The following is a 12,905-nucleotide window of genomic DNA, read 5'->3' as shown; positions in this document are numbered from 1 at the left end:
CCGGACACAATCCAGAAACAAAATTCTACAGTCGGGAAAAACTGTCGAAAAATTCGGAGGCGATAGTCATGGCTGCGGGGTTCACGTCACCGATCTTGCTCGGTGGCGGTCAAATTCAGCCCGCGCAGAAAAGGAAACGAAGTCATGAAGAAGTCCCTCCTGTCGGCTCTCGGGCTGGCTTTCGCCCTTGCTGTCTCGCTGCCGATCATCGGCGCCAGCAGCGCGGACGCAGCTCCGGTGGCGAAGAAGCATCACCACCATCATCATCATCATCATTACCACAAGCACCACAAGAAGCATCACCGCCATCATCACCACCATCACCACAAGAAGGTGGAAGCCAAGAAGGCCTGAGCCGGCTGACTTGCCCGATGGGAAGGTTGGCTTTGGAGTCCTCGCCAAGGCCGCCTTCCCATTGGGTTTTGCCAGGCGAGACGTGGCGAGATGAGGACAGGATTCGATGGCGCCCATGCGCCAGAAGGCGAGCAGCCAACGAAGGTATCAGGCGCAAGGCCGAGGAGCACAGCGGTTGCGAGGCATGCTGCAGGACATCGAGATGTGTCTCAGTGCGTTGCCGAAAACCCGCTAGGATGGCGCCGCGAACGCGAGCACTATCGCGATCAAAATCAACAGCGGTCCCATCCATTTGAAGTGCCTCGCGACCTGCAGCAACCACGGCTGCTGACCTGACCGAGCCTGAAAAGGACTTTGGAGCAGCCCAAAGCCAACGCCTGTCACCCACAGCCCAACGCAGAACATGATGAACTCGTCGATGTAATTTGCGACCACGCCCCGCCTCCTCCGCCGGTATCTTTGGATTGGCGTTATAGCCGCAGCCGGTTGGGGCAGAAAGCGCGGTGCCAAGATGGCGACAATGACTGCTGCCGCCACCTGACATGAGCCGGGGCGGACTCGGTTCTTGGCCGGCCATTTTCGGCACACCACCGTGCGACCTTCGCGTGGCATGCGGCGCGTCCATGCCAGCGCACTCCACGCCAAATGCTTGATCGATGCCGGCCGTTCCCGCCAGGCGCCGGCTGTTGATGAAGGCTAAAAATCGCCTTCGCGAAAAAACACGAAGAAAATTCGAACCACGCATGAACCTTTCCTCTGGGAGCCGCACTAACCCGGCATGGACGCCAAGAAGGCGATCCCAACCCAGAAGGACGCCATGATGGCGATCCTCGATCCAGAGAAGGAAACGCTCCAATGACCAACTTCAAGCGCATCACGCTCGCCGCGGCTTTCGTCGTCTCGGCTCTCGGTTCGGCTTCGGTTTCGACCTCGGCTTTCGCCGGCGGCACGCATCCCACTGGCGACGGCGGCGCGGTTTGCAAGGGCGCCGGCCATTGCCTGGTGCTCTCGATCGAGTGCAAGGGCACCTATACCGATGCCACTGACAAGAATGGCACGGTCTATGGCAAGTGCAGCCAGACCGCGCAGGTTTCGCCGCAGGGCAAGATCAAGCTCGCCAAGTAATCGGTCCCTGATCAAGGAAATGGCGGCCGTCCACGGGACAGCCGCCATTTTCTTTTGTGCGAGGCCTTTTTGTTTTTACGCTATTCCCAAGGGAAAGCGCTACGCGCTTTTCCCGGGAAAACCGTTCACACTTTTCCTGGAATTGCTCTAGCGCCGGCTGAGCAACAGGCTGGCGACAAGGCCGACTACGACCAGACCCACGGCAGCCGCCGTCGCCGGATGATCGCGCGCCGTCTTTTCAATCGCCCTGCCCTGCTTCCTGATTGCGGGCATGGCATCGCTGATGCGGTCGGCAAGCTGCGCATAGTAGTCGGAGGCAGCATCGCGCCCGTCCTCGTAGTAAGCGCCGCCGCGTTTGGCTACAGCTTTCCTCAAAGCAGCAAGTTCCTTGGAAAGGGTCGCGACCTGCTTTTCAAGATCGAGATCGGAGAGGGTCGAAAGCGATGCCATGATTGTTTTTCCTTCGTTCAAGAGAAGGCCAAACGCATGGCTGCGGAACCGGTTCCGATTTTGCTTGCCTCAGGCAATTGACCGAGAGGTCTAGCGCACCTGATCGAGCAGACGCTTGCACTCCAAGAGGTCGAACAGCGCCTCCTGCAGCAAGGCGCGGTTGTCGCGCGACAGTTTCGACGCGCCGGGCTGGACGGGACCTTCCTCCTCGGTCTTGCCCAGGCCGAAAAAGCGGCGGCTGGGTTTTACCTTGGGCTGGCCGACAAGCATCTCGTCATCCAGGCCTCGCGGCTGCGCCGCCGGCGTCAGCGGCACCTGATCGGCCTGCCTGCGCTGCGAGATCGCCTCGACGGCAGCCATGTCGCCATTGCCGATGGCGACCAGGAAATGGTTGCCGTTCTCGCGCAGCAGCTTCTGCACGCCCTTGATCGTGTAACCCTGGTCATAAAGCATGTGGCGGATGCCTTTGATCAGTTCTACATCCTGCGGCCGGTAATAGCGGCGGCCGCCGCCACGCTTCATCGGCTTGATCTGGTTGAAACGGGTTTCCCAGAAGCGCAGCACGTGCTGCGGCAGATCGAGATCCTCCGCGACCTCACTGATGGTGCGGAAAGCGTCGGGGCTCTTGTCCATGGGCGAAATCCTCACGCTGGACGGCGATCCGGCCCAGTTTGCCGAATCGGGTATTATTTCAGCGGTTTATGAAACAATATTCAAGCCCGGCGTCAAACCGGCGGCCGTTTTCAACCGAAGCTTTGTGTATCCTTGACGCAATTCCCTAGCGAAGCGCTACGCGCTTTCCCGGGAAAACCGCTTCACACTTTTCCTGGAATTGCTGCAGAAACCTATTTGCCGCCCTTGGCCTTGCTGTTCTGGTGCGAGCGCAAGATACGACTCTTCAGCACGTTCGACGACTTGAAGGTCATCACCCGGCGCGGCAGGATCGGCACTTCCTCGCCGGTCTTGGGATTGCGGCCGATGCGTTCGTTCTTGGAACGGACATGGAAGGTGGCGAAGGACGACAGCTTCACCGTCTCGCCGCGCACGATGGCTTCGCAGATTTCGTCCAGCACCGCCTCGACGAGTTCTGCCGATTCAGTGCGCGACAAGCCGACCTTACGATAAACAGCTTCGGCAAGGTCGGCGCGCGTAAGTGTCTTTCCCCCCATGCGACCGTCCCATCAGTTCAAAAACATAAATCGATACAAGCAAAGGCAGAGCCTAAGTAATTGATCCGGCAAGGTCAAGGACCGAACCGGACCGTTCGGCACTTACCAGCGAACCAGAACCGCGCCCCAGGTGAAACCGCCGCCCATCGCTTCCAGCAGCACGAGGTCACCCTTCTTGATACGGCCGTCGGCGACGGCCACCGAAAGCGCCAGCGGCACGGAAGCAGCCGAGGTGTTACCGTGCAAGTCGACGGTGACCACCACCTTTTGTTCAGCAATCCCGAGCTTCTTGGCCGAAGCGTCAATAATGCGTTTATTGGCCTGGTGCGGCACGAACCAGTCGAGGTCGGCGGCGGTGATGCCGGCCTGCGAAAACGTTGCCTCGATGACGTCGGTGATCATGCCGACGGCGTGCTTGAACACTTCGCGGCCCTCCATCCTGAGATGGCCGACCGTGCCGGTGGTCGACGGGCCGCCATCGACGAAAAGCTTGTCCTTGTGGACGCCGTCGGAGCGCAGGCTCATCGCCAGTACGCCACGGTCGGCAATGCCGCCGGTGCCTTCATCCGCTTCCAGCACCAAAGCGCCGGCGCCGTCGCCGAACAGGACGCAGGTCGAGCGATCGCTCCAGTCGAGGATACGGGAAAAGGTTTCGGCGCCGATCACCAGCACGCGTTTGGCCAGACCGCCTCTGATATAGAGGTCGGCGGTGGTCACCGCATAGACGAAGCCCGAGCACACCGCCTGCATGTCGAAGGCAAAGCCATGATGCATGCCGAGCCGGTTCTGGATATCGACGGCGGTCGCCGGAAAGGTGTTGTTGGGCGTCGAGGTCGCCAGCACGATCAGGTCGATGTCTGCGGGCGTCAGGCCGGCGCTGTCGAGTGCTGCGCGCGCGGCCGCCTCGCCGAGCGATGCCGTCGTTTCGTCATCGGCGGCGATATGGCGTTGGCGGATACCGGTGCGCTGGGCGATCCACTCGTCGGAGGTCTCGACCATGCCTTCGAAATCGGCATTCTTCATGATGCGGCGGGGCAGCGCGGCACCGGTGCCGCGCACGACTGATCTGATCAAAGTGTCTTTCCTATTCCTTTGCGTCGACGGCGGCGTCGGCTTTCCTGTTTGCCTGGGCATGCGGATTGCGCGCATGGAACAGATCGAGATCGGCCTCGATGCGGTCAATCAGATTGTTGCGCACCATATCGTAGCCAAGCTCGATCGCTGCCGCAAAACCATCCGAATCGGCGCCGCCATGGCTTTTTACCACGATGCCGTTCAGACCCAGGAAGACACCGCCATTGGAGCGGCCCGGATCGAGCTTTTCACGCAAACGGTCAAATGCGCCCTTGGCGAAGACATAGCCGATCCTGGCCATCAGCGTGCGACTCATCGCGGCGCGCAGATAGCCTGAGATCTGGCGCACCGTGCCTTCCGCCGTCTTGAGCGCGATGTTGCCGGCAAATCCTTCGGTGACGACCACATCGACCGTGCCCTTGCCGATGTCGTCACCCTCGACGAAGCCGTGATAATTCATCGAAGCCATATTGGCCTCGCGCAGCATGCGCCCGGCTTCCTTGACCTCTTCCTGGCCCTTTATCTCCTCGACGCCGACATTGAGCAGGCCGACTTTCGGCCGGTCGATGCCGAACACCGAACGCGCCATGCCGGTGCCGAGAATGGCAAAATCGATCAGCTGATGCGCATCGGCGCCGATCGTGGCGCCGACGTCCAGCACCACGCTCTCGCCGCGTAGCGTCGGCCAGATCGCCGCGATCGCCGGGCGGTCGATGGTGGCCATGGTGCGCAGGCAGAATTTCGACATCGCCATCAGCGCGCCGGTATTGCCGGCCGAAATGCAGGCCTGCGCGCTGCCAGATTTGACGGCTTCGACCGCCTTCCACATCGACGACTTCCAGCGGCCGTGGCGCAGCGCCTGGCTTGGCTTATCGTCCATCCTGACCGCGATCTCGCAATGGTGGAACTCGCTGACCTCGGCCAGTTTGGGGAATTTGGCGAGCTCGGGGCGCACCATCTCTTCGCGCCCATAGATAATGAAGCGGATGTCGGGACGCCTGACAGCGACCGTCATGAGTGCCGGGATGACCACGTTTGGCCCGTGATCGCCACCCATGGCATCGATGGAAATCCTGATCACGCGGTCTTTATCTCACTAGCTTGGGCCAGGGCGCATGGCCCGCGAAATACGAAACTCGCGAAATAAGGGGGCTCGCGAAGGTTCGGGGAAAATAGCGGTTTTGGGCTGCCGCACAACCGACTTTTCTCGGATCGCATCCTGTTTTAGGATTTTCCAAGCAAGGATCGCAGCTTTTGCTGGAATTCGTTCTCGACCGGCTCGTCCGGGCCAGCCGCCTCGAGCGAGGCGCCGGACTTGCGCGGATAGGGATCGATCGCCAACCCGAAGAACTGTTCGGCGAGCGCGCCGACGTCGATTGTGTCGCCGGAGAAGGTTTCCGGGCTGTCGGGCCCATCCGCATCGATCAGTATCTCGCCGCCGCCTTCGAACCCTTGGCGCCCGAGCTTGGATTGTTCCGGCAGGAACAGCGCCTCGACCTCCTCGTCGATATGGGCCGCGACCGGCTCGAGGGTGACGATGCAGGCCTGGGTGATATCAGCCTCGACGCGGCCACTGACCTTGACGCCGTTGCGCTTCCACGGCGCCACCAAAAGCTCAGCACGGTAGTTTTCGACCGAAAGCAACTCGTGCTCCTGCGCAAGCGCCGCCCGCTGCGCGGCGTCGGCATCGATCACCACCGGAAGGCCTTTGTGCGGCAGGCGACCGACGTTCGCCTTGAATGACACCGGGCTCGATGTGTCCGCATGTTTCATCTCAGCCTCCCTTTTGATTTCCTTCATTGCGCCTTGGCCACGGGAAACGCCACCGTGCCGGAGAGGATCGACTCGGACGGCTGTGCCTCAAGCTGCCTTGCGGCATCGATCACATAGGACGCCAGCGGCAGCGCCTGCGGCCAAGCGCCGGCGTCGGGCCTGACATTGCGCGCCAGGGCGGCAGCAAGCGCATCGCCATCACTGCGTTCCAGCGCATCGTCATAGGCGGCGGTACGGCCGTAGAACATTTTCGCCAGCCTCTTCATGCGCTTTGGCACCCCGACATCGCCAACGCCCAGTTCCCGCAGCGAATGCTCGACATCGAGAAAGAACTCGTCGATCAGCACCTGTGCGACCTCTAGCGCGACACCCTCTTCGCCGCGCAGCCTGTGCTGAAACAGGAACATGTGCAGCGACAGCATCTCGAAACGGCCGAGCGGCGTGTCCGGCACATTCCAGTCGGAATAAAACACAATCTGCCGCGCCGCTGCCACGATTTGTGCGTAAAGCGCCTCGGTGATAGCGCGGTTGGCGTTGCGTTCGCGGCCAAAAAGGCGCTGGAACATTGAGGGTGGTCTCCTGGGGACCGTTTGTTTGAATTGGCCTTGTTGCATCGGCAAGCAAGCTGGTTTACCGGTTTTGCCGCCCAGCGCAAGTTGCGGTCAGCTAATGGAGTTGTTGTTGCGCGCGCTGAAATTCAAGTCGACTTTGCTGCCCGGAGCTACCGCGGCGGTTTCGCTGGTGTTGGTGGCTTCCGCGCTGTCAGGCTGCAATTCATCCAAAATGTTCGGCGACCTTACCCCGGGCGAGACGCTGACGCAGGGCTATGTCATCGACCAGCAGGCGGTAGACTCGGTGCCGGTAGGCTCCAGCCGTGAACAGGTGCTTCTGGCGCTCGGAACGCCGTCGACGACGGCAACTTTCGACAATGAGGCCTTCTATTACATCTCGCAGACGCGCAAGCGCTATGTCGCCTTCGACAAGCCGCACCTGGTCGACCAGAAAGTGCTGGCGGTCTATTTCGGCGATGACGGGCGTGTCACCCAGATCGCCAATTACGGCCTGAAGGACGGCAAGATCTTCGACTTCGTTTCGCGCACCACGCCGACCGGCGGCAAGGACCAGAACTTCCTCAGCCAGATCATTAATGGCGCCAGCAAGCTCGCGCCCGGCATCCCCGGCGGCGGCGGCGCCTAAGAAGCGGCCGCTTTCTCCAAGATTTTCTCGCTTTTTTGCTTCCCTCGAAGCAACATCATCTCAGGCGACCAAAAGCCCGCGGGAGCAATCCTGCGGGCTTTTGTTTTGAGGTCACGTCGCCGCCTCGCCCGTCGCGCTTTGCCGCGCCTCCGAAGGCGTCATACCGAAATGCCTGCGAAAAGCATGGTTGAAGGTCGAGGGGTCGCCGGCGCAGGCTGATGGCGGCGTTCGGCATCCATCCCCGCGCTCGGGCCTTCCGCCGCAAGCACAAGCAAGGTGCCTTCGTTGCCGATCTGCGGCGCCTGCGTGGCCTGGCGCCGATGCCTGAGCGCGAGCCTGGCGTAAGCGAATTGCTCGATCGCTACAGCAAGCGAGGCGATGCCGAGCCGATGAGAGCTAGGAAAGCTTTCCCGCGTCCGTCCAGCACTCTCAAACAAAAACCCGCGGGATCGCTCCCGCGGGTTTTTTCCTAAAGCACTGGCGTTGCCTCAGCCGTGCGCGAGCACGGCCAGCAGCAACAGCGCGACGATGTTGGTGATCTTGATCGCCGGGTTGACCGCCGGACCGGCGGTGTCCTTGTAGGGATCGCCGACGGTGTCGCCGGTGACCGAAGCCTTGTGCGCTTCAGAACCCTTGAGGTGCTTGACGCCGTCCTTGTCGACAAAACCGTCTTCGAACGATTTTTTCGCGTTGTCCCAGGCGCCGCCGCCCGAGGTCATCGAGATGGCGACGAACAGGCCGTTGACGATGACGCCGAGCAGCGAGGCGCCGAGGGCGGCAAAGGCGGATGCCTTCGAGCCCGAGATCAACAGCACACCGAAATAGACGACGAGCGGCGCCAGCACCGGCAGCAGCGACGGGATGATCATTTCCCGGATCGCCGCCTTGGTCAAAAGGTCGACGGCACGCGCATAGTTCGGCTTGGAGGTGCCGGCCATGATGCCCGGATCCTCGCGGAACTGCTTGCGCACCTCCTCGACGATAGCGCCCGCCGCGCGGCCGACGGCCGTCATGGCGATGCCGCCGAACAGATAGGGGATCAGGCCGCCGAAGATCAGGCCGGCGACGACGTAGGGGTTTGATAGGTCGAAGGAGATGTCGCCCATGCCCTGGAAGTAGGGATATTTGTCGCCATTGGCGGCAAAGAACTTCAAATCGTTCGAATAGGCGGCAAACAGCACCAGCGCGCCGAGACCGGCCGAACCGATAGCGTAACCCTTGGTCACCGCCTTGGTGGTGTTGCCGACCGCGTCGAGCGCGTCGGTGGAGTGGCGCACTTCCTTGGGCAGGCCGGCCATTTCGGCAATGCCGCCGGCATTGTCGGTGACCGGGCCGAAAGCGTCGAGCGCGACAATCATGCCGGCAAGGCCGAGCATGGTGGTAACCGCGATCGCCGTGCCGTAGAGGCCGGCAAGCTGGTAGGTCGAGATGATGCCGCCGACGATGACGATGGCCGGCAGCGCGGTCGATTCCAGCGAGACCGCGAGGCCCTGGATGACGTTGGTGCCGTGACCGGTCACCGAAGCCTGGGCGATCGAGTTCACCGGGCGCTTGTTGGTCCCGGTGTAGTATTCGGTGATCACCACGATGAGGCCGGTCACCACGAGGCCGATCAGGCCGCAGATGAACAGGTTCTTGCCGGTGATGGCCATGCCGGCAACGGTGCCGATCTCGCCCCAGCCGAGGCATACCGAAGTGGCAACGGCGAGGCCGGCGATCGACAGCAGGCCGGTGACGATCAGGCCCTTGTAGAGCGCGCCCATGATCGAGCCGTTGGAACCTAGCTTGACGAAGAAGGTGCCGACGATCGAGGTCAGGATGCAGGCGCCGCAGATGGCCAGCGGATAAAGCATCGTAGCACCGAGAACCGCCGTGCCGCCGAAGAAGATGGCGCTGAGAACCATGGTGGCGACGACCGTCACCGCATAGGTTTCGAACAGGTCGGCGGCCATGCCGGCGCAGTCACCGACATTGTCGCCGACATTGTCGGCGATGGTGGCCGGGTTGCGCGGATCGTCTTCGGGAATACCGGCTTCGACCTTGCCGACGAGATCGCCGCCGACGTCGGCGCCCTTGGTGAAGATGCCGCCGCCGAGACGGGCGAAGATCGAGATCAGCGAAGCGCCGAAGCCGAGCGAAACCAGCGAGTCGATGACGATGCGGTCATTGGGCTGCAGGCCCATGGGGCCGGTCAGGATCAAGTAGTAGATCGAGACGCCGAGCAGCGCGAGGCCGGCCACCAGCATGCCGGTGATGGCGCCCGACTTGAAGGCGATGTCGAGGCCGGCGGCAAGGCTGTTGGACGCTGCCTGCGCGGTACGCACATTGGCGCGCACCGAGACGTGCATGCCGATGAAGCCGGCGGCGCCCGAAAGCACGGCGCCGATCAGGAAGCCGACCGCTGCGGTGATCGAAAGCAGCCACCAGGCGAGAATGAGCACGACCACGCCGACAATGGCGATGGTGGTGTATTGGCGCGCCAGATAGGCCTGCGCGCCTTCGCGGATGGCGGCGGAGATTTCCTGCATGCGTGCGTTGCCCTGATCGGACGCGAGGACCGATCGTGTCGCCCAGATGGCGTAGAGCACTGAAAGCAAACCGCAGGCGATGACGGCGTATAGGATGGTCATTGCCGAATTTTCCTCGATTGGTGGCCCAAAAGAACCCCTCCCTGGGCCGTTGGTGCGGGGAGCGGATAAAGCCTAGGCGGAATCCGTCCTTCGCAGCGGTGTATGCGAAACAGGGCTCGGAACGTCAAGATATTGTTCGGTTTTTGCCCGGCTTTCAGCCAAAAGGGTTAGGCCAGAACATTCCCGCCGCTGATGCCTTGCTATTAGATCGATTGAAATGACGCGGCGTCAGTCAACCGTGGCGTGCGGCCTGGCCGCACATCACTCGCCGGTCTCTTGCCCCATGCGGCGCGCGGTGTAGCGCTCGATCGCCGACAGGCCGTCATAGATCAGCACTGCAAGGGCAGCGACGATCAGGCCGCCTTGCAGGACGAAGGCGAGGTTGTTGGACAACAGGCCGGCGATGATCACCTCGCCCAGCGTCTTGGCGGCAACCGTCGAGCCGATCGTCGCGGTGGCCAGGCTGATCACCACCGACAGTCTGATACCACCCAGAATGATCGGAGCGCTGAGCGGCAGTTCGACCTTGATCAGCCTTTGCCAGCCGGTCATGCCGGCGCCGCGCGCAGCCTCCATGACATTGCCCGGCAGCGTCGTCAGCCCGGTCAGCGCGTTCTCGAAGATCGGCAGCAGGCCGTAGAGGAACAGTGCGATCAGCGTCGGCTTCTCGCCGAAGCCGACGGCGGGCACCGCCAGCGCCAGCACCGCCACTGGCGGGAAGGTCTGGCCGATATTGACCAGGCTGCGCGACAGCGGCAGGAACTCGGCGCCGGCTGGCCGGGTGACGAGGATGGCAAGCGCAACGGCGACGATGGTGGCGGCTACAGTAGCGATCAGCACGGTCCTGAGATGCAGCAGCGTCAGCGTCAGCAGGCTGCCCTGATTGTAGATCGCCGGCGCGTTGTTTTCGGTCAGCGGCTTCAGCAGCGGCTCGAACCAGCCGGGATTGGTGACGAAGGCAACAAGCAGCACCCCCAGGGCAAGCCTGAGCAGTGAAGGCAGCCAGGCTTTCATGCCGGCCTCGCCGCGCGCTTGACCAGCCCGTCGACGGTGACGCGGCCGAGCGGCTTGCCGTCGTCGCCCTTGACCGGCAGCGCCGGTCGGCCCGACCACAGAAGCTCCGCCAGCGCGTCGCGCTGGCTGGCGTCACCGGGGATCGCCTCGCCTTCGGCCGTCCCCTGCTCCACCGCATCGCGCACACGGCCAAGCGACAACAGCCGGAACGGCTTTTCGCTGGCTCCGACCAGGGTTTCAACGAAGGCACTGGCGGGCTTGGCCAGGATCTCTTCCGGCTTGGCGTATTGCACCAGCTTGCCGGCATCCATGACGGCGATCTTGTCGCCCATATGCACCGCCTCTTCCATGTCGTGGGTGACGAGGATGATGGTGGTGCCGAAGCGTTTCTGGATCGCCAGCAAATCTTCCTGCGCCTTGGTGCGAATGATCGGGTCGAGCGCGCCGAACGGCTCGTCCATCAACAGCACATTGGGTTCGGCAGCAAGCGCACGGGCGACGCCGACGCGCTGCTGCTGGCCGCCGGACAGTTCGTGCGGGTAGCGTGGGCCATAGGCCTGAGGGTCGAGCTGGTAGAGCGTCATCAGCTCGTCGACGCGAGCCTTGATGCGGTCCTTGTCCCAGCCTAGCAGCACTGGCACGGTGGCGATGTTCTGCGCCACCGTTCGGTGCGGGAACAGGCCGTGGCCCTGGATGGCATAGCCGATGCTGCGGCGCAGCTCATAGCCCGGCAGCGAGCGGTTGTCGTTGCCGTCGAGCTTGATCACACCAGCGGTCGGCTCGACCAGCCGGTTGATCATTCGCAGCAGCGTCGTCTTGCCGGAACCGGAGGTGCCGACGATGACGCAGACCGTGCGCGGTTCGATGACCATCGAGACGTCGTCGACCACAGTCGTGGCGTCATAGCGCTTGGTAATGCCTTCGATCTCGATCATGCCGTTTCAACCCTGCGCTTGGTGGCGGTCATTTCGATCACTGCGTCGAGGATGATAGCCGCGGCGAAGGCCAGCGCCACCGTCGGCACGGCGCCGAGCAGCACCAAATCCATCGCCGTCTGGCCGACGCCCTGGAACACGAACACGCCGAAGCCGCCGCCGCCAATCAGGGCGGCGATGGTGGCCAGGCCGATGTTCTGCACCAGCACGATGCGGATGCCGGTGAGGATGACCGGAAAGGCCAGCGGGAACTCGACGCCGAACAGGCGCTGGCGGTCGGTCATGCCCATGCCGCGCGCGGCATCGTTGGCCGCGCGGGGTACACCGGCAAGGCCGACCACCGTGTTGGCCACCACCGGCAGCAGCGAATAGAGGAACAGAGCGACGAAAGCCGGCGCGGTGCCGATGCCTCTGATACCGAGCGCCGCAGCACCTGGAACATGCGCGGCCACCCAGCCGAGCGGCGCGATCAGCAGGCCGAACAGCGCAATCGAGGGTATAGTCTGGACGATGTTGAGCACATTGAGCACGCCGGCGCGCAACCGTTCGACGCGATGGCACAGAATGCCGAGCGGCAGGCCGACGATCACCGCCGCCGCCAGCGAGCCCAGCGCCAGCGTGATGTGCTTGGAGCCTTCGGCCCAGAAACTGTCGGTGCGGTTGGCATATTCCTTGAGGATCGACAGGCTATCCCACTGCCCCGATGTCAGCAACGAGCCGATGGCGAGCGCCGCGATGACGAGCACACCGACGCGGGCCAGGGGCGACAGGTTGAGCCTTGTCAGCACATCGGCCAAAAGCAGCGTGAAGGCGAAGATCAGCAGCCAGAAGCCGGAGGCCGGCGAGATGCGGGCGAAGGTGTTTCCTGCCGGCGTCAGGAAGGTGCCGGCAACGCCGATCAGAATCGCAAGAGCTGCGAGCGCCACCACGCTGGCGGCCAAGCGCAGCACAAGAGGAGTCTTCAGCAAGGCAATGATCGCGGCCACGACGACGATCGCCAGCAGCAGCGGACCGATGACCGGAGGCAACGCCTCCAGCATCGAACGCGCCTCGCCCGGCACGATGCGGTTGGCGCGGAAGGCGGCGAACGAGGCGAAGAACGCTGCATAGGCAACGATCGCCGCGATGACGATGCCGAGCTTGTCCAAACGGATATTCACGCCCTCCCCCGTCAGTCGATCCGG

At 62.8% G+C, this 12,905-nt stretch carries 16 protein-coding genes; 4 read left to right on the top strand and 12 right to left on the bottom strand.

Features of this window, described 5'->3' with window-relative positions; all coding sequences use genetic code 11:
* The first annotated feature begins 144 nt into the window (after positions 1 to 144).
* Positions 145 to 354, top strand: coding sequence for a hypothetical protein (locus ACYHH6_RS20200; protein ID WP_352591213.1), 210 nt, complete (start codon positions 145 to 147; stop codon positions 352 to 354).
* A 231-nt stretch (positions 355 to 585) separates the two neighbouring features.
* Here ACYHH6_RS20200 and ACYHH6_RS20195 read toward each other — a convergent pair whose 3' ends face one another.
* The gene (locus ACYHH6_RS20195) at positions 586 to 789 is read right to left on the bottom strand and encodes a hypothetical protein (RefSeq protein ID WP_352591216.1); all 204 of its coding nucleotides are present in this window, start codon (positions 787 to 789) and stop codon (positions 586 to 588) included.
* A 420-nt stretch (positions 790 to 1,209) separates the two neighbouring features.
* Here ACYHH6_RS20195 and ACYHH6_RS20190 point away from each other — a divergent pair, with 420 nt between their 5' ends.
* Positions 1,210 to 1,479, top strand: a complete 270-nt coding sequence (locus tag ACYHH6_RS20190) for a hypothetical protein (protein WP_352591219.1) — start codon at positions 1,210 to 1,212, stop codon at positions 1,477 to 1,479.
* 147 nt (positions 1,480 to 1,626) lie between these two features.
* Here the strand turns inward: ACYHH6_RS20190 and ACYHH6_RS20185 are convergent, their stop codons facing one another.
* Together ACYHH6_RS20185 and ACYHH6_RS20180 are read right to left on the bottom strand one after the other, a co-directional pair.
* A complete protein-coding gene (locus tag ACYHH6_RS20185) occupies positions 1,627 to 1,929 on the bottom strand; it encodes a hypothetical protein (RefSeq protein ID WP_352591221.1) in 303 nt (100 codons plus the stop codon).
* Between the two features lie 90 nt (positions 1,930 to 2,019).
* Positions 2,020 to 2,562 (bottom strand): MerR family transcriptional regulator, encoded by a 543-nt coding sequence (locus ACYHH6_RS20180; RefSeq protein WP_112561331.1) that lies wholly within the window; start codon positions 2,560 to 2,562, stop codon positions 2,020 to 2,022.
* Here ACYHH6_RS20180 and ACYHH6_RS20175 point away from each other — a divergent pair.
* The gene (locus ACYHH6_RS20175) at positions 2,561 to 2,698 is read left to right on the top strand and encodes a hypothetical protein (protein ID WP_352591224.1); all 138 of its coding nucleotides are present in this window, start codon (positions 2,561 to 2,563) and stop codon (positions 2,696 to 2,698) included. The two genes, ACYHH6_RS20180 and ACYHH6_RS20175, sit on opposite strands and share 2 nt — an antisense overlap.
* Positions 2,699 to 2,774: 76 nt before the next feature.
* Here the strand turns inward: ACYHH6_RS20175 and ACYHH6_RS20170 are convergent, their stop codons facing one another.
* From ACYHH6_RS20170 to ACYHH6_RS20150, 5 genes are all read right to left on the bottom strand, one after another.
* Positions 2,775 to 3,098: an integration host factor subunit alpha gene (locus tag ACYHH6_RS20170; protein WP_006201891.1), complete on the bottom strand. Its 324-nt coding sequence runs from the start codon at positions 3,096 to 3,098 to the stop codon at positions 2,775 to 2,777.
* 102 nt (positions 3,099 to 3,200) lie between these two features.
* Positions 3,201 to 4,172, bottom strand: coding sequence for a beta-ketoacyl-ACP synthase III (locus ACYHH6_RS20165; RefSeq protein WP_488500462.1), 972 nt, complete (start codon positions 4,170 to 4,172; stop codon positions 3,201 to 3,203).
* Positions 4,173 to 4,182: 10 nt separating this feature from the next.
* A complete protein-coding gene (gene plsX, locus ACYHH6_RS20160; RefSeq protein ID WP_352589309.1) occupies positions 4,183 to 5,253 on the bottom strand; it encodes a phosphate acyltransferase PlsX in 1,071 nt (356 codons plus the stop codon).
* A 143-nt stretch (positions 5,254 to 5,396) separates the two neighbouring features.
* Positions 5,397 to 5,945 (bottom strand): YceD family protein, encoded by a 549-nt coding sequence (locus ACYHH6_RS20155; RefSeq protein ID WP_352589312.1) that lies wholly within the window; start codon positions 5,943 to 5,945, stop codon positions 5,397 to 5,399.
* A gap of 23 nt (positions 5,946 to 5,968) precedes the next feature.
* On the bottom strand, positions 5,969 to 6,511 hold the full coding sequence (locus ACYHH6_RS20150) for a ubiquinol-cytochrome C chaperone family protein (protein ID WP_112561327.1): 543 nt from the start codon (positions 6,509 to 6,511) through the stop codon (positions 5,969 to 5,971).
* A gap of 115 nt (positions 6,512 to 6,626) precedes the next feature.
* On the opposite strand from ACYHH6_RS20150, the gene ACYHH6_RS20145 reads away from it, so the two are divergent.
* Positions 6,627 to 7,142, top strand: a complete 516-nt coding sequence (locus ACYHH6_RS20145; protein WP_246501607.1) for an outer membrane protein assembly factor BamE — start codon at positions 6,627 to 6,629, stop codon at positions 7,140 to 7,142.
* A 488-nt stretch (positions 7,143 to 7,630) separates the two neighbouring features.
* Here ACYHH6_RS20145 and ACYHH6_RS20140 read toward each other — a convergent pair whose 3' ends face one another.
* From ACYHH6_RS20140 to ACYHH6_RS20125, 4 genes are all read right to left on the bottom strand, one after another.
* Entirely contained in the window at positions 7,631 to 9,772 is a 2,142-nt protein-coding gene (locus tag ACYHH6_RS20140; RefSeq protein ID WP_352589315.1) for a sodium-translocating pyrophosphatase, read from the bottom strand.
* Positions 9,773 to 10,033: 261 nt separating this feature from the next.
* Positions 10,034 to 10,786 carry an ABC transporter permease gene (locus ACYHH6_RS20135; RefSeq protein ID WP_352589318.1) on the bottom strand — a complete coding sequence of 251 codons (753 nt, stop codon included), beginning with the start codon at positions 10,784 to 10,786 and terminating at the stop codon, positions 10,034 to 10,036.
* Positions 10,783 to 11,721 carry an ABC transporter ATP-binding protein gene (locus ACYHH6_RS20130; RefSeq protein ID WP_352589321.1) on the bottom strand — a complete coding sequence of 313 codons (939 nt, stop codon included), beginning with the start codon at positions 11,719 to 11,721 and terminating at the stop codon, positions 10,783 to 10,785. Before ACYHH6_RS20130 ends, ACYHH6_RS20135 begins: the two co-directional genes overlap by 4 nt.
* Positions 11,718 to 12,881 (bottom strand): ABC transporter permease, encoded by a 1,164-nt coding sequence (locus ACYHH6_RS20125; protein ID WP_352589323.1) that lies wholly within the window; start codon positions 12,879 to 12,881, stop codon positions 11,718 to 11,720. The genes ACYHH6_RS20130 and ACYHH6_RS20125 overlap by 4 nt, the downstream gene beginning before the upstream one ends.
* Positions 12,882 to 12,905 lie beyond the last annotated feature (24 nt).

The organism is Mesorhizobium sp. P171375 (assembly GCF_057786075.1).
This window is presented reverse-complemented; position numbering and strand designations above follow the sequence as displayed.